Annotated in this window: 11 protein-coding genes and 1 tRNA gene; 9 read left to right on the top strand and 3 right to left on the bottom strand. The window is 60.2% G+C overall.

Annotated elements, in window-relative coordinates:
- Nucleotides 1-14 precede the first annotated feature (14 nt).
- From ACGHIZ_RS00970 to ACGHIZ_RS00980, 3 genes are all read right to left on the bottom strand, one after another.
- Nucleotides 15-1,502, bottom strand: a complete 1,488-nt coding sequence (locus ACGHIZ_RS00970; protein ID WP_390448467.1) for a hypothetical protein — start codon at nucleotides 1,500-1,502, stop codon at nucleotides 15-17.
- 242 nt (nucleotides 1,503-1,744) lie between these two features.
- Nucleotides 1,745-2,752: a DUF5692 family protein gene (locus ACGHIZ_RS00975; protein ID WP_195246710.1), complete on the bottom strand. Its 1,008-nt coding sequence runs from the start codon at nucleotides 2,750-2,752 to the stop codon at nucleotides 1,745-1,747.
- Between the two features lie 63 nt (nucleotides 2,753-2,815).
- Nucleotides 2,816-3,478 carry a TetR/AcrR family transcriptional regulator gene (locus ACGHIZ_RS00980; RefSeq protein WP_390448470.1) on the bottom strand — a complete coding sequence of 221 codons (663 nt, stop codon included), beginning with the start codon at nucleotides 3,476-3,478 and terminating at the stop codon, nucleotides 2,816-2,818.
- A gap of 188 nt (nucleotides 3,479-3,666) precedes the next feature.
- On the opposite strand from ACGHIZ_RS00980, the gene ACGHIZ_RS00985 reads away from it, so the two are divergent.
- The 9 genes from ACGHIZ_RS00985 to ACGHIZ_RS01025 all read left to right on the top strand — a co-directional run bounded on the left by ACGHIZ_RS00985 (nucleotide 3,667) and on the right by ACGHIZ_RS01025 (nucleotide 15,882).
- Entirely contained in the window at nucleotides 3,667-6,444 is a 2,778-nt protein-coding gene (locus ACGHIZ_RS00985) for an FAD-dependent oxidoreductase (RefSeq protein WP_390448473.1), read from the top strand.
- Between the two features lie 34 nt (nucleotides 6,445-6,478).
- Entirely contained in the window at nucleotides 6,479-6,907 is a 429-nt protein-coding gene (locus ACGHIZ_RS00990) for a hydrogenase maturation nickel metallochaperone HypA (RefSeq protein ID WP_390448476.1), read from the top strand.
- A gap of 350 nt (nucleotides 6,908-7,257) precedes the next feature.
- Nucleotides 7,258-8,247, top strand: coding sequence for a PTS sugar transporter subunit IIB (locus tag ACGHIZ_RS00995; protein WP_390448479.1), 990 nt, complete (start codon nucleotides 7,258-7,260; stop codon nucleotides 8,245-8,247).
- 18 nt (nucleotides 8,248-8,265) lie between these two features.
- A complete protein-coding gene (locus ACGHIZ_RS01000; RefSeq protein WP_035136637.1) occupies nucleotides 8,266-9,084 on the top strand; it encodes a PTS mannose/fructose/sorbose transporter subunit IIC in 819 nt (272 codons plus the stop codon).
- A 16-nt stretch (nucleotides 9,085-9,100) separates the two neighbouring features.
- On the top strand, nucleotides 9,101-10,021 hold the full coding sequence (locus ACGHIZ_RS01005) for a PTS system mannose/fructose/sorbose family transporter subunit IID (protein ID WP_117564942.1): 921 nt from the start codon (nucleotides 9,101-9,103) through the stop codon (nucleotides 10,019-10,021).
- 120 nt (nucleotides 10,022-10,141) lie between these two features.
- Entirely contained in the window at nucleotides 10,142-10,540 is a 399-nt protein-coding gene (locus ACGHIZ_RS01010; protein ID WP_117716162.1) for a DUF956 family protein, read from the top strand.
- Nucleotides 10,541-10,845: 305 nt separating this feature from the next.
- Nucleotides 10,846-10,921: transfer RNA gene (locus tag ACGHIZ_RS01015), tRNA-Arg, on the top strand.
- A 363-nt stretch (nucleotides 10,922-11,284) separates the two neighbouring features.
- Nucleotides 11,285-14,113 carry a DNA methyltransferase gene (locus ACGHIZ_RS01020; protein ID WP_390448482.1) on the top strand — a complete coding sequence of 943 codons (2,829 nt, stop codon included), beginning with the start codon at nucleotides 11,285-11,287 and terminating at the stop codon, nucleotides 14,111-14,113.
- Nucleotides 14,113-15,882: a DUF262 domain-containing protein gene (locus ACGHIZ_RS01025; RefSeq protein WP_390448485.1), complete on the top strand. Its 1,770-nt coding sequence runs from the start codon at nucleotides 14,113-14,115 to the stop codon at nucleotides 15,880-15,882. The genes ACGHIZ_RS01020 and ACGHIZ_RS01025 overlap by 1 nt, the downstream gene beginning before the upstream one ends.
- The last annotated feature ends 437 nt before the right edge of the window (nucleotides 15,883-16,319 follow it).

A 16,319-nucleotide genomic window follows, 5' to 3' on the forward strand; every position in this document is an offset into this window, starting at 1 on the left:
CATGATGCGCCCGGCTAGTCCTGGGCCTTGATGCTCGGCAGCAGAATCTGGGCGATGTAGTCGCATTCGAGCTTGGTGGCAGCGTCGGCCTTGCCGTCTTTGCCGACCAGCACGCTCTTGATCTGGCTGTAGGTGTAGCGGTTGCCGGTCGTAAGCTCGACAAGCTCAATGGCTGTGTCCATGGGATAGGTCGACACGGGGTTCTGCGTGCGCCCGTTGATGGTCTGGGGCACCACGTACGGATAGACGGGGCCGCTGGCGTAGACGGTATAACCGTTGCCTAGATTGGCCGCACCCAAAACCGTATCGCCCTCATCGGGCGTAAAGCTCTCGCCCTCGCGCACCGCGACGAGCGTCACAATCGGCGTATCGCTGTCGCCGGCAAGATAGATGCATAGCGTGCTGCCATTTTGCCAAGTCTCGACCTTGCCGTACCATTCGACGGGGATATCGAGCTGGTAGAGGTCGGTTGCCTTGTGACGGGCGTCGGCATCACGGGCTGCCTGTGCCTTTTGCGCGCTCAGGGCATTGACGGCGGCGTCGCGCCGCGCGGTTGCCGCCTGCTGGAGCACCTTGGCGGTGGCGGCGGAGCTCGCGCCTCCCTCCTCGGCATATTTGGCGGCGGCATCGATCTGGTCGTCGGTTACCGTGTCGGCCGAAGGCACCTTGAGTTTAAAGGCAGCCTGGGCACTTAAATCCTGTCCATCGCTCTTAACGGTGACCTGCGTCTTGGTGGTCGGGACGGTATAGATGGTGCCGTCGGCCGCGATGGGGGAGGCAGCGATGGAGAGCGTGTAATCGCCGGGCAGCAGTTTGATGCCGCGGCCGTGCTCGTCAACGTAGAGCGTTTCGCTCACAGAAGAGCCGTCGGAGTCCTGGCCACTCACCTGCACGGGGATCTTTGAGCCGGTGGAGCAGTCGAGTCCCGCGGCATGTACGCCAATTTGCACCGACATCATGGTATGGGCGTTTGCGGCAACTACGGCGGCCTGCTCTTGCTGGTATCCGTTCCAAGCCGCATAGCCCGCGCCGCCGGCGACGAGCGCGACGGCCACGACACCGGCGACCATCAGATTGCGGCGCTTGGGCGACATCTTACGATGACGAACCTCGGCTTCGTGTGCCGAGGGAGCGGACGGCAGGGGAATATCTCCCATGGCGATGGTCTCGTCGACGACTGGCGCAGAGCCCAAGCCGGGGAGCTCGCGGGTGAGCGATTCGTCGACGGGCAAGTCGCCAAGCAGGGAGGTCTCATCTCCCGCGTTGGGTTCCGGTTGGCCATTGCCCTCGTCATCGCCTTTTTCGACATCGGCTTCATCGCGAGCATCCTCGACGTCGTCGCCCGTATCCGGTATGCCATCGCCCGCCGCGTCCTGCATGTCGACGATTGTCTCGTCAAACGCAACTTCGTCCAGCGAAAACCGGTCTAGGCTCTCCAAGGCCTCGGCGCACGCCGCTGCATCTTGGGCCGCGTCCTCTTGGCCCCTCGTCTCATTTTCCATATATCCCCCAAGCTCAATATCGGGACAACAATGTACCCAAAATTAAGGTCACATAGAGCTGGCGTGCAGTCGGAAATTCGATTTTATCTGCGCGATACATTGTGAATATGTGCATGAATGCACGCGCGACAGCAAAAAGCCCCCGGAAAGCAAACGAATTGCTTTCCGGGGGCTGCGCATAACGCGAGATTACGGAGCCAAAGAGACGCGCCTACATCCAAATGCGGACGGCAGCGAGCGCGTTACTCGGCGTGTGCGTAATCAACCTTGGCGCGGCGAGCGGTAGCCTTCTCCCAATCGCTGGTGCCCTCAAAGACATCCTGCTTGTAGGGATTGCGGCCGAGCTTCTTGGCGCGGTAGGCGATGTAGATGATTGCGGCGACGTTGGCGACCAGCGCGGCGATCGAGACCGCGGTGGCGGCGCCGGGGTCGAGCGTGGAGTGGGTCACAAAGATGGACTCCTCCTGGAAGTATGGGAACACCTGGGCAAACATGCACCAAATTGCCAGCGTAAAGGCGCGGTTCTGGATCCAGCCGCCCTTGTTCCAGATAAAGGCGGCGACGGTTGGCGCCAGCAGCAGCGCAAAGCCGCAGAACCAGGAGTGGGTGGGCAGGCAGTTGTAGGTGTAGCAGAAGTTCCAGATATCGTAGGCGATGATGTAGACCCAGGTCATGTCGGGCCACAGCATATCGGTCTGATCCTCGGAGGCGTAGACGCTCCACCAGCCGGTCATGCAGAAGATATTGATGATACCGGCGATGCCGTTGAACACGTTGTTCCAGCCGGCCAGCTGTGTAGCACCTTCGGAGGTGACCCAGGTGGACTGGCCCAGGACAAAGAAGTGATAGGCGCTCTCAAAGTCGGACACGACGGCGATCATGATGTTGATGGCGACGATCACAAACGGCCACGCGCGGAACCAATGCGCCTTGCCGATCTTGCCCCACTGGTACTTAATGGCAATGAAGCCCCAGCAACCGGCCAGCGCCGCGTATACCTTGGCGTAGTGGAACCAGCTGTTCTGGTACACGTGGGTGGGGTTGGTGAGCGCCCACTCGGCACCCTGCGAAACGCCCACGGCGATAGCGACGCAGTAAATGGTCATGGCCAGCGGAGCCACGCCAAAGATGATGGCCGCGCCCAGCTTGGTGCGGCGGCCGACCTCGTTGAGCACGATCAGGCCAATAAAGACCATGGCCCAGCCAGCCCAGTGGATAAGGGTATCGCTACCCCAAACGTCGAACAGCATGCTGCTCTCCTTTCACACGCCCGCGGCCCCTCTTCTGATCGCGGGCAGTTTGGCCAAATGTCGTCAGTTCTGGGGCTTGCGCTCCGGATACTTGGCGGTATAGCCCTCGATGTGGAGTGTCGAGGCGATGATTTCCTTGACCGTCTCGTCGGGCACATCGGGGTGTGTGCGGATATACATCAACAACCCCATGATGAGGGTGTAGAACGTCTCGTAGACATGGTCGATGCGTAGCTCATGATGGGCGACAAAATCCACCACGGTGGTGTCGCAGATATACTGCGCCACGCGCTGGACCACGTTGTGCAAAAAGCCGCCGTAGAGCGCACCGCTGCTCGAGGTGAGCGTGCTCGGCAGCTCGTGGCCGCTCACGACCAGACGCTTAAAGAGCGGGGCGACGGTGTCGAGTGCGCCCTCGATATCACCGACGATGCGGCCGGCGTTCCACCGCTCGAGCTCGGCGATAAAACCGTCGATCGCTTCGTCCATGACGGCGGTGACGGCGGCGTCCATATCGGCGAAGTAGTGGTAGAACAGCGAGCGCGTGCAGCCGGCTCGCTTGGTCACGGCCGACACCGAAAGATGAGACACGCCCAGCTCGGAGCTCACGGTGCGCACGGCATCGAGGATCTCGCGACGGCGTTCGTCGCCCGTCAAGCGCTTTGCCGTGCTGTCGGGCGCGGGGACGGCGTCGGCCACAGAGGTGTTCGCTGCGTTACTGCTCATGTGCTTGCCGCCTTTCATCCGTTTGAGCCTGACCGTTCGCCTAACAGTCTTGAATATTGTTGACGGTTCGTCAATACTGTTTTTGACACAATGTCAACAATAACGGGTGAACGGTGTGGGGGCATGTCGAGCCCGTAAAAAGAGGGGCGCTGCGTGCCTGCCAGGCTGCGGCAAGAGAAGGGACGACTATGATTCTCAACGGACCGGGGATTAGCTACACCGAGCCCGATATCGGTGCGGAGTTTGTGCCGCCGCTGCCGGAGCATCCGCGCGAGGCCATCGTCAAACTGTGCGAGCACTGCACTAACCGCCTGCTGCATCGCGACGAGCTGCTGGGCTACGAGTACTGGTCGTTTGCCGAGGCCGCGACTGACGAGCAGGCCGAGGTACTCTGCAAGATGAAGATGCGCCGTCCCTACACGCTGCCCGAGATGGTCAAGCTCACCGGCATGCCCGAGGCCCAGATCGAGAAGATGCTCGACGACATGAGCTGCACGGGCTTGCTCGAGTACAACTGGGAAAATCCCGAGCGCGCCAAGCAGTGGGTGCTGCCCATGCTGGTACCGGGTTCCGCCGAGTTCCTCAACATGCGCGTGAGCCAGCTCGAAGAGCATCCGGTCTATGCCAAGTTTTTTGAGCAGGCGTCCAAGGGGCCGCTGTCCAAGGCCACGCCGATGGTGCCGCCCGGAGGCGCCGGCATCGGCATGCACGTCATTCCGGTCGAGAAGGCCATCGACGCCACGAGCACCTCGGTGCCGATCGAGCATATCGAGCATTGGCTCGACAAATACGAGGGTAAGTATGCCGCCAGCACCTGCAGCTGCCGCGCGAGCCGTCGCGTGATGGGCGAGGGCTGCGCCGATGACCCCGCCGACTGGTGCATCGCCGTGGGCGATATGGCCGACTACGTGGTTGAGACCGATCGTGGCCATTACGTGACCCGCGACGAGGTTTACGACATCCTGCGCCAGGCCGAGGACAACGGCTTTGTGCACCAGATCACCAATATCGACGGCGAGAACAAGATCTTCGCTATCTGCAACTGCAACGTCAACGTGTGTTATGCCCTGCGCACCTCTCAGCTGTTCAACACGCCCAACCTGTCGCGCTCGGCCTATGTCGCCAAGGTCGAGAAGGACAAGTGCGTTGCCTGCGGTCGCTGCGTTGAGGTGTGCCCGGCCGGCGCCGCCAAGCTCGGCCAGAAGCTCTGCAGCAAAAAGGCCGGCGGACAGGTGTCCGAGTATCCGCGCCAGGAGCTGCCCGACGCCACCAAATGGGATCACACCAAGTGGTCGCCCAACTACCGCAACGACAACCGCATCGAGACGCATGAGTCCGGCACCGCTCCCTGCAAGACGGCCTGCCCCGCGCACGTTGCCGTTCAGGGCTATTTGAAGCTCGCGGCTCAGGGTCGCTATGACGAGGCCCTAGCACTCATCAAGCGCGAGAACCCGCTGCCCGCTATCTGCGGCCGTGTGTGCAACCGCCGCTGTGAGGATGCCTGCACCCGCGGCCGTGTGGACGCCGCCGTGGCCATCGACGAGGTCAAGAAGTTCATCGCCCAGCGCGATCTGGATGCCGCGACCCGCTACGTCCCGCCCGTGGTGACCCCGACGCGTGCCGGCGGCTTCGACCAGAAGATCGCCATCATCGGTGCCGGTCCGGCCGGCCTGTCCTGCGCTTTCTACCTGGCCGAGAAGGGCTACAAACCTGTCGTGTTCGAGAAGAATGAGTGCCCGGGCGGCATGCTCACCTACGGCATTCCCAGCTTTAAGCTGCAGAAGGATGTTATCGAGGCCGAGGTCGAGATCATTCGCCTGATGGGTGCCGAGTTCCGCTATGGCGTGGAAGTCGGTCGCGACGTGACGCTCGACGAGCTGCGCGCACAGGGCTTTAAGGCCTTCTACGTTGCCATTGGCTGCCAGGGCGGCCGCCTCGCCGGTATTCCGGGTGAGGATGCCGAGGACGTGGCCGTGGCCGTCGACTTTTTGCGCGAGGTCAACAGTGGCAAGATCGACGCGCTGCCCGGCCGCACCATCGTGGTGGGCGGCGGCAACGTGGCTATCGACGTCGCGCGCAACGCCTGCCGTCTGGGCTCCGAGCACGTTGAGGTGTTCTGCCTGGAGAGCGAGGCCCAGATGCCCGCCAGCGAGGAGGAGCGTCGCGAGGCCGTTGAGGACGGCGCCCACATCAGCTGCGGCTGGGGTCCCAAGGAGGTTCACCTGGACGAGACCGGTCGTGTGTGCGGTATCACCTTCAAGCGCTGCACGCGTGTCTTTGACGACGAGGGCCGTTTTGCGCCCGAGTACGACGAGAACGATCTGCGCCGTGTCGATGCCGACCGTGTCGTCATGTCGATTGGCCAGTCCATTGTGTGGGGCGACTTGCTAGCTGGCTCCAAGGTGGAGCTCGGCCGCGGCCAGGGTGCCCTTGCCGATCCTCAGACCTATCAGACCGCCGAGCCCGACATCTTTGTAGGCGGCGACGTCTACACCGGTCCGAGCTTTGCCATCGACGCCATTGCCGCCGGTCACGAGGCCGCCGTGTCCATCCATCGCTTTGTGCAGCCAGGCTCCACGCTCACCATCGGCCGCAACCAGCGCCACTACACCGCGCTCGACCGCGACGATGTCGTGATCGAGAGCTACGACAACGCGAGCCGCGAGGTTGCCCACGTGGACCGCGAGCGCGAGAAGGCCGCGCCGTTTAGCGAGTACGTTGAGACCTTTACCGAGGAGCAGGTGCGCGCCGAGACCGCCCGCTGCCTGGGCTGCGGTGCCTCGATCGTCGATCCCAACAAGTGCATCGGCTGCGGCCTGTGCACCACCAAGTGCGCGTTCGACGCCATCCATCTGGATCGCGACCGCCCCGAGTGCTCCACGATGGTCAAATACGAGCAAAAGCTCCCAAGCCTCGGCAAGTATGCGCTTAAGCGTGCTATCAAGATCAAATTTGGTCGCAAGTAAGTAGCCATAACGGGAACGGCGGAAGGAATTAAAAGTGCACGAGCTCGGAATCGTCTATCACATCATTCGCGATGTCGAGAACGTGGCGCGCGCCAATGGCGTGCGTCGCGTTTCGAGCGTCACGCTGCTGCTGGGCGAGGTCTCGGGCGTCGTTCCCGACTTGCTGCTCGACGCTTGGCGCTGGGCGGCAGATAAAAAGCCTATCACGCTGGGCGCGGAGCTTATTGTGGAGCCCGTCGAGGCCGTGACGCATTGCGCGGCATGCGGTCGCGACTACGCGACGGTCGAGCACGGCAAGACCTGCCCCCATTGCGGTAGCGGCGAAACATACCTGCTGCAGGGCCAGGAGGTCATGATCAAGCAGATCGAGACCCCCGACGAGGAACCGGCAGACGCTGCCCCCGACGGCCCTTCCGACGTCCTCGACGCCGTCGATGCCGCTCACCCCCTCCACATCGTCTAACCCCTAGTCGTTGGGGACGTCACCAACGACTACTTGCGCTAGAACATAAGTCACGAAAATAGTCAAGTCATGTCTGTTTAAACAAAATAGCAGTAGTACAAGTACATTCGCACTTGCTAAAAATCGTTATTAATGAACAGCCTGCTTGTATCTGTAAAGTACATGGCTTGATGAGTGACGCCTTGGCGTGTAATGAGTCAAAAAGCAGCAACGTAATCAATTTGTAACAAACTTAGGCGTTTAAACAAATAATGCAACCTTTTACGAATTTAGCTATAATTCCACAAACCAAACAGGTATACTTCCTTCATGTCATGTAGGAAATACGTAGTAAAAAAGGAGGTTATGTGATGGTAAGTATTGTTCTTGCTAGCCACGGGGACTTGGCAGCTGGAATCAAGCAGACGGGCTCGATGGTCTTTGGCGATCAGCCGTCTGTTGCCGTGGTCTCGCTCGAGCCGAGCATGGGCCCCGACGACTTCCGTGCTAAGGTCGAGGAAGCAATCGCTTCCTTCGAGGACCAGGAGCAGGTGCTCTTCCTCGTTGATCTGTGGGGCGGCACGCCGTTCAACCAGATCAGCGGGCTCATCGAGGGCCATGATTCCTGGGCTATCGTCACCGGTGTCAACCTGCCTATGCTCATCGAGGCATATTCGCAGCGCTTTGATGCAAAGAACACTGCACATGCGATCGCAAAACATCTCGTGACTGAGGCTAAGGCTGGCGTGCGCGTCAAGCCCGAGTCTCTGGAGCCCGAGGAGAAAAAGCCGGCTGCGGCCGCCGCTGCTCCTGCAGGCGCCATCCCTCCGGGAACGGTCATCGGCGACGGGCACATCAAGATTGCCCACGTCCGTATCGACACCCGTCTGCTGCATGGTCAGGTGGCCACCACGTGGACCAAGCAGATCAACCCCAACCGCATCATCGTGGTTTCCGACGGCGTTGCTCACGACGAGCTCCGCAAGACCATGATCGAGCAGGCTGCCCCTCCGGGAGTCCATGCCAACGTCGTGCCTATCAAGAAGATGGCCGAGGTCGTCAAGGACACGCGTTTTGGTGACACCAAGGCCATGCTGCTCTTCGAGAACCCGCAGGATCCGCTCAAGGCCATCGAGGCCGGCGTCGACATCAAGGAAGTCAACATCGGTTCCATGGCTCACTCCAAGGGCAAGGTCGTCGTCACCAACGCCGTCGCTATGGGCGATGACGACGTTAAGACCCTCGAGGCCCTCAAGGCCAAGGGCGTCAAGTTCGAGGTCCGCAAGGTTCCTTCGGATGCCTCCGAGGATCTCGACGCCATGTTGAAGAAAGCTAAGGCCGAACTGGCCGCTCAAGCATAGTAAAGGAGGGTCCGATACATGTCTGCAATCACTATTCTGCTTGTTGCGATTGTCGCGTTGCTTGCCGGTATGGAAGGCATTCTGGATGAGTTCCAGTTCCATCAGCCGCTCGTGGCATGCACGCTTATCGGTCTCGTAACCGGTCACCTTCAGGAGGGCATCCTCCTGGGCGGTTCGCTCCAGATGATGGCCCTTGGCTGGGCTAACGTCGGCGCCGCCGTCGCGCCTGACGCCGCTCTGGCCTCGGTCGCTTCTTCGATCATCATGGTGCTCGCCCTCAACGGCGGCGCCACTGATTCGGCCAAGGCCGTTACCGCGGCCATCGCCGTCGCCGTCCCGCTGTCGGTCGCTGGTCTGTTCCTGACCATGATCTGCCGTACCATTGCTACCGCTATCGCTCACGCCATGGACGGTTGCGCCGAGAAGGGCGACTTCTCCGGCATCGAGCGCTGGCAGTACGCTGCCATCCTCATGCAGGGCCTTCGTATCGCCATCCCGGCAGTACTTCTGTGCGTTATCCCGGCCGAGGCTGTTACCAACGCGCTTAACGCTATGCCCGACTGGCTGTCCGGCGGCATGGCCGTCGGCGGCGGCATGGTCGCTTCCGTCGGTTACGCCATGGTCATCAACATGATGGCCACCAAGGAGACCTGGCCGTTCTTCATCCTCGGCTTTGTCCTTGCTGCCATCCCTCAGCTCACGCTGATCGCCCTTGGCCTCATCGGCATCTCCCTTGCCCTCATCTACCTTGGCCTTAAGGATCTGGCCAAGCAGGGTGGCGGCACGGGCGGTGGCTCCGGCGACCCGCTCGGCGACATTCTGAACGATTACGAGTAGGAGGGGAGTGATACATATGGCAGAGAACAAGATTCAGCTCACCAAGGCTGACCGTAAGAAGGTTTGCTTCCGTCATCAGTTCCTTCAGGGCTCGTGGAACTACGAGCGTATGCAGAACGGCGGCTGGTGCTTCGCAATGATCCCTGCGATCAAGAAGCTCTACACCAGCAAGGATGACCAGATTGCCGCTCTTAAGCGCCACCTGGAGTTCTATAACACCCACCCCTATGTTTCCGCCCCCGTCATTGGCGTTACCCTCGCCCTCGAGGAGGAGCGCGCCAACGGTGCTCCGATTGACGACGTCGCCATTCAGGGCGTCAAGGTCGGTATGATGGGCCCGCTCGCCGGCGTCGGCGACCCCGCCTTCTGGTTCACCCTTCGCCCGATTCTGGGTGCACTGGGCGCTTCCCTGGCCCTGTCCGGCAGCATCGCCGGTCCGCTGCTGTTCTTCTTCGCGTGGAACATCATCCGTTACGCCTTCCTGTGGTACACGCAGGAGTTTGGCTACAAGGTCGGCTCCTCCATCGCCAAGGACCTCTCCGGCGGTCTGATGGGCAAGGTCACCGAGGGTGCTTCCATCCTGGGTATGTTCATCATCGGCGCCCTGGTCGAGCGCTGGGTGTCCATCTCCTTCACCCCGGTCGTCTCCAAGGTCACGCAGTCCGCTGGCGCCTATATCGACTGGGCCAACCTGCCCGCCGGTTCTGAGGGCATCAAGCAGGCATTGACGATGTACAGCTCTGTCGGTGCCAACGCACTCGACCCGGTGAAGGTCACCACGCTTCAGGCCAACCTCGATCAGCTCATCCCCGGCCTTGCCGCCGTGTGCCTGACCCTTCTGGTCTGCAAGCTCCTCAAGAAGAAGGTCAGCCCGATCGTCATCATCCTGGCTCTCTTCGCCGTCGGCATCATCGGTCGCGTCTGCGGCTTCATGTAAGCACGCTTCGGCTTAAGACCGAGAGTTGCTAGGCAAGGGCTTTTGAGCCATTGAAACGGACCGCACCCGGTGGGTACACTGGATGCGGTCCGATTGTTTTTATTGGAGGGCGAGGCGCGTATGGCGCAATCTCAGAACAGCACGGTCGATCTGGCAACGCCGGCAACCTGCCTGATGGGGCTTACCAGTCACGGTAACGTGATGGTGGGCAATAAGGCGTTTGAGTACTATAACGAGCGTAATCCCGAGGATTATATCCAAATCCCGTGGGACGAGGTCGACTATATTGCCGCCGAGGTTTTGCGCGGCACCAAGAAAATTACGCGTTTTGCCATCTTTACCAAAGAGAATGGCCACTTTACGTTTTCGACGCGCAATGACAAGGAAACGCTTCGCGCGGTGCGTAAGTACATTGACGAGGACAAGCTCGTTCGTTCGCCCGACTTTATCGATGTGACGGCCAAGGGCGCCAAGAGCATCCCCTCCGTTATCAAAAACCTTTTCCACAAAGGCAAGTAGTCATTAAAGAGCGCCCCCTCAAAGTGGGGCGCAGTCTCCCATGTGGCTCGATCGGGAAAGTGCATCCCAGTTCGAGCGTCGATTCCGGGATGTAGTTTCCGGAACGGGGTCGTTTGGGAAACCGTGTCCCGTTTCGAGCCGAAATTCTGGGTCACAGTTTCCCAGCGAGGTCTCATGGGGAAAGTCTGACCCAGAATTTGCCTGGATAGTGGGACGCACTTTCCGGAGGGCTGTTCCACCGCAACTTCGAAGAGTGGCTATACGTTGCATTACAGCGGCGTAAATCTGCTACACTAGTACAGCATGCCTCCGTAGCTCAGGGGATAGAGCACCGCTCTCCTAAAGCGGGTGTCGACGGTTCGAATCCGCCCGGGGGCACCAGAAGTAAATGCAGGTCAGACGGTATAAATCGTCTGACCTGCTTTCTTATATGAGGGCATCGTTAACGTCAGTTGGGTAGAATTTGGGTAGAAAGTTTTTTTGTGAAGGGCTATGCCCAAAGTCCGGTTTCCAACCCTTCCCACAGCCTACGGGCTTATAAGAAGCCCTTCGGCCATGGAAAGCGTTGAAAACCTAGGGTGACGTTGCTGTGAGATGGGCGAGTTTCCAACAGCCCCCGGCGTCTTCGGGTTTCGCCTGGGACCCTGCGACACCGTGGACCGTTGAAAACTCGCCCTTCCGCTTGGAAGAGGGCTTTTACCCCTTAAAATTGTCCGAAAGTGACAACGACGCAGGAGGTCCGGTATGCCTGCCAGCAAGAAAGAGGCAAAGGAGTTCGTCAAGCGGTGGCAGAAGCGCCTTGCCGCCATCCCCGCGGGCTCCAACAACGAGCAACAGGACACGCAAAAGTTCTGGGTAGATCTGCTCATCAACGTCCTGGGCATCCCGTCCAACACCATAGACAGCTTCGTCGACTTCGAGCGGAAGGTGAGAGGCCGCCGCATCGACGTGTTCGTCTCCGACCACAACTTCCTGTGTGAGCAGAAGTCGTGGGGTATCGACCTCGACAAACCCGAGCCCAGAAACGGCGGCATGGAGACGCCGCTCCAGCAGGCCATGTGGTACGCGCGGCACCTGCCGTACTCCGAGCGCCCCCGCTGGGTGATGACGTGCAACTTCGGGATCTTCCGCCTCTACGACCTCGACAACGAGCGGCCCGAGGACACCGTGCAGGAGTTCTCCCTCGAAGAGCTCCAGGACAGCCTGTACCTTCTCTCCTTCCTGACCTCCAACGAGACGAGCCGCCTGCACAAGGAGCAGCAGCTCTCCATCGAGGCCGGGGCCTACGTCTCCAGGCTCTACGATGCCCTCGCCAAGCAGTACCACCACATCGAGGAGAAGGACGAGCGCGCGCAGGAGGAGCAGCGCTCGCTCAACGTGCTCATCACCCGAATCATCTTCCTGCTTTACGCCGAGGACGCCGACCTCCTGCAATCGCACCAGGCGTTCGGTAGGTACTGCGAGGGTGACCCTGCCAAGCTCCGCCGCAAGCTGGTGGACCTGTTCGAGGCGATCGACACGCCCCTGGACAAGCGGGACGAGTACATGGACGAGGACCTCGCGGCCTTCCCGTACGTGAACGGCGGTCTGTTCGCCGACTCCTCCATCATCGTCCCGCAGATGACCCCGGAGATTCTCGAGGCCATCACCGACGCGTCCCAGGACTTCGATTGGCGTGAGATCTCGGGCGTCATCTTTGGCGGCGTGTTCGAGGGGACGCTGAACCCCGAGACCCGCCATGCCGGGGGCATGCACTACACGAGCGTGGAGAACATCGAGCGCTGCCTCAAGCCGCTCTTCCTCGACGAGCTGTGGGACGAGCTGCACGAGGCCGAGGGCGAGAGGACGGCGACGAAACGCAAGCAGGCCCTGGCGAGGCTGCACGACAAGGTTGCCTCCATCACCATCGGTGACCCCGCGTGCGGCTCGGGCAACTTCCTTACCGAGGCGTACCGGCAGCTGCGTACCATCGAGAACCGAATCATCGAGGACGAGCTCAGCGAGGAGACCGGCAACGCGGGGCAGACGTCCCTCGTCATTGCGCAGGACAGCCCCGTCCGCGTATCTCTCGATCAACTGTACGGCATCGAGATAAACGACTTCGCCGTCTCGGTCGCCAAGACCGCCCTTTGGATCACCGAGGAGCAGATGCTCCGAAAGACGCAGGAGATATACGTCGGTTATGACTTCGACTTCCTGCCGCTCAGGAGCCTCAGTAACCTCCATGAGGGCAACGCCCTCAAGACCGATTGGTCCGAAGTGTTCCCCGATGACCTTACTTATCTTGTGGGCAACCCGCCGTTCCTGGGTGCTCGCAACCAATCCAAGGAGCAGAAGGCAGAGCTCCTTGAGGTCTTCGATGGCGCGAAGAACGCGGGCAACATCGACTACTGCGGGGCCTGGTACATGAAGGCCGCGAGGTTCACGCAAGGGAAGCGCACGCGCTGCGCCCTGGTCTCGACCAACTCCATCTGCCAGGGGGAGCAGGTCGCCAACCTCTGGAAACCCCTGTACGACCTGGGAGTCCATATCGACTTCGCGCACAACACCTTCCGCTGGGACAACGAGGCGGCAGACAAGGCACACGTGTTCTGCGTCATCGTGGGCTTCTCGCGCGAGGTTGGGGCCAAGACGCTCTTCTATCACGCAACGCCCGATTCTGACGAAGAGCAGATTTCCGTGGACCGAATCAATGCTTATCTTAAAGACGCTCCGGACGTTTCTGTCTACAGCAGAAGTAAGCCATTATCAGATGTTCCAGAAATGGGAATAGGCTCCCAGCCTATAGACGACGGCAATTACCTTTTCACTGATGAGCAGAAAATCGAATTTTTGCAAATTGAACCTGGTGCAGAGAAATTCTTTCACAAGTGGCTTGGATCACAAGAATTTATCCGTGGCAAAAGCCGTTGGTGTTTATGGCTTGGGAACGCAAATTGGGATGAGCTAAAGAATCTGCCTAAATGCAGGGAAAGGGTTGAAGCGGTGCGCCGGTATCGGCTCAAGAGCAAGAGAAGTCAGACCGTTAAGGCTGCAGAGTGTCCTGCCCATTTTGGAACTGAAATCCTGTCGGATACAGATTCAATCTTGATACCAGAGGTTTCATCAAGCCGAAGGCGATACATCCCAATGGGGTTCGTCGATGCTGAGGTCTTTTGTAGCAATAAAGTTCGTCTTATCCCAAATGCAACTCTCTATCAATATGGGGTGTTGCAGTCCCAATTTCATAATGCATGGGTTAGGGTCGTGACCGGAAGACTGAAAGATGATTATCAGTACTCGGCTGGTATTGACTACAACAACTTCGTCTGGCCCGAGCCCACGGAATCCCAACGCGAAGAAGTTGAGCGTTGCGCCCAAGCCGTGCTCGACGCCCGGGATGCCCAAGAAGGTGCGACGCTCGCGGACATGTACGATCCCAAGAACGAAACGTTCTTCCCCGAGCTGATGTCTGCGCATAAGGCGCTCGACGCTGCTGTCGAAGCTGCCTATGGCGTCGACTTCGGTGGGGACGAGGAGAAGATAGTCGCCCATCTTTTCAACCTGTACGCCAAGAAGGTCGGTGAACTATAGTGCCAAATTCCATCTATAACCCCATATCGCTGGAGGTTGGTAACATCCTGAAGGACGTTCAGACGGGCAAGATCGGTCTGCCCGACCTGCAACGACCCTTCGTGTGGGGCAACGAAAAGGTCCGCGACCTGCTTGATTCCATGCTCCGCGGATACCCTATCGGCTATGTGATGCTGTGGGACTCTCCGAGCGACAACGCGGGCAAGAAGTCTGCCATAGGCTCGAACCAAAAGGTGTATGCCGTCCCCAAGTCCCTTGTCATCGACGGACAGCAGAGACTCACTGCCCTTCTGAGCTCCCTGTACGGCGTGTCCGTGCGAGACAAGAACTTCAGGGAGCGTACGGTGAAGGTCGCCTACGACCCCATCGCACGCTCATTCAAGAATGCCGACGCCTCGACCGAGAAGGATTCGCGCTATGTGCCGGACGTATCCGAGGCCTTCGCGGCGAACCACGACAACAAGCTGAGCGCCTATCGCAGGGCGTTCATCAAGCGCCTTAACGAGGCGAATGCCAAAAAGGGAGAACCCGAACTCGACGATGACGGCGAGGATGCCGTCGAGAGCGGGCTCAACGCATTACTCGGGCTTGAGCGTTATCTTCTGCCGACGCTGGAGATTTCCGAATCGGCTGACGAGGAGACCGTATCGGACATCTTCGTGCGTGTGAACTCGCAAGGGCAGGCGCTTAAGCAGGATGACTTCATCATGACCCTGCTTTCGGTCTACGAACCTGCCATGAGGGAGCGTATAGAGGAGTTCTGCGCCATGAGCCATGCGCCCGTAAAGGGCACCTCGTACAACCCGCTCATGACCGTCTCGCCGACGCATATCATTCGCGCCACGGTGGGCGTGGGGTTCAAGAGGGGTCGCCTGCGTTATGCCTACCAGATTCTTCGCGGGCGAGATCTCAAGACAAAGGAAACGACGCCCGAGACGCGGGCCGAGAACTTTGCCACGTTCGGTCGCGCCCTCGATCTCGTGCTCGACTTGAACAACTGGCATGCCTTCATCAACACGCTGGCGGAGGCGGGCTACGTCTGCTCTGACCAGGTGGGGTCGGGCAACGCGCTCATGTTCTGCTATGCGTTCTACCTTATCGGGCGCTATGAGTTCGACATGGAGCCACTGGCTGTGCGCGGGCTCGTGCGGCGCTGGTATTTCGCCGCAGCCATAACGGGGCTCTATGTGGGGTCCTTCGAATCCGAGTTCGAGCAGCAGCTTAACGACGTCTCGCGCCTTGAGACCGCCGATGAGTTCCGGGCGTACTTCGACCGTAGGCTCGCTGCCATCATGACGGACGATTATTTCTCCATCACGCTGCCCAGCTCCCTCGACGCAAACGAGGCGACGGGCCCGACCTGGTGGGGCTTCGTCGCGGCTCAGGTCGTGCTCGGTGCCAAGGCGCTGTTCAGCACGGCCCCTCTTTCTCAACTGCTGCTTACCGGCTCATCAGGTTCCAAAAAGGCTCTGGACAAGCATCATCTGTTCCCAGATAACTACCTGAAGGCCAAGGGCTACCTTTCACAGCGCAGCAACCGAGGCAACTTCACCCTCGTTGACTACCAGAACAACATCTACATCTCGGATGATGCCCCGAATGAGTACGTTCGTAGGTATCGCGCCGCGCTGGGGGAGGACGAGTATCGCCGCAACTGCGAGGAGCATGCCCTGCCTGTTGGGTTTGAGGACCTCGATTACGAGGAGTTCCTAGGCAAGCGAAGGCAGCTTATGGGCGAGCTGGTGAAGGGGGCGTACGAGCGGCTTTAGGTCTCCGTTGTGGATCGGGGAGAGGTTACTGCCGACTCCTCCCCGACGCGCAGGTCGAGAGGGCCGAGGCGCGGCAATCGGCCTTGCGGCCGATGGGTCCCGCTTATGGGCGGGACCCCCGCGACGCACGGCGTCGCTCTCGCTGCGGCTCCCTGGCAACGCTCCCCAGGGTCGCGTTTCGTCCGCCTCCGCTCACGCCGGCCCAGCCCGCCGAACGGCTGCGCTCGATGGCTTCCAGAAGTCGCCATCGCTCCGCCGTGGTCGCCGGGCTGGGCCTCTCGCGCCGGGTCGCCGAGCGCCGTCGTGCGACGCTCCCCCAGGGTCGCGTCTCCTCGGCGTCGGTTCAACCGGCGCTCACCTGCCCGGGCTCGCGTTGCCTTGGGCAACCGGCTCGCTCCGTGCAGGCAAGATATGGATTCCGTTGCACGGAATCATCT

Source organism: Collinsella sp. i05-0019-G5 (genome assembly GCF_042851345.1).
Taxonomy (GTDB): domain Bacteria; phylum Actinomycetota; class Coriobacteriia; order Coriobacteriales; family Coriobacteriaceae; genus Collinsella.

Coding starts and splice junctions, on each gene's coding strand:
- ACGHIZ_RS00980 (WP_390448470.1), bottom strand. CDS start 3,478: ATGAGCAGTAACGCAGCGAACACCTCTGTGGCCGACGCCGTCCCCGCG.
- ACGHIZ_RS00995 (WP_390448479.1), top strand. CDS start 7,258: ATGGTAAGTATTGTTCTTGCTAGCCACGGGGACTTGGCAGCTGGAATC.
- ACGHIZ_RS01005 (WP_117564942.1), top strand. CDS start 9,101: ATGGCAGAGAACAAGATTCAGCTCACCAAGGCTGACCGTAAGAAGGTT.
- ACGHIZ_RS01020 (WP_390448482.1), top strand. CDS start 11,285: ATGCCTGCCAGCAAGAAAGAGGCAAAGGAGTTCGTCAAGCGGTGGCAG.
- ACGHIZ_RS01010 (WP_117716162.1), top strand. CDS start 10,142: ATGGCGCAATCTCAGAACAGCACGGTCGATCTGGCAACGCCGGCAACC.
- ACGHIZ_RS00970 (WP_390448467.1), bottom strand. CDS start 1,502: ATGGAAAATGAGACGAGGGGCCAAGAGGACGCGGCCCAAGATGCAGCG.
- ACGHIZ_RS01000 (WP_035136637.1), top strand. CDS start 8,266: ATGTCTGCAATCACTATTCTGCTTGTTGCGATTGTCGCGTTGCTTGCC.
- ACGHIZ_RS00985 (WP_390448473.1), top strand. CDS start 3,667: ATGATTCTCAACGGACCGGGGATTAGCTACACCGAGCCCGATATCGGT.
- ACGHIZ_RS00975 (WP_195246710.1), bottom strand. CDS start 2,752: ATGCTGTTCGACGTTTGGGGTAGCGATACCCTTATCCACTGGGCTGGC.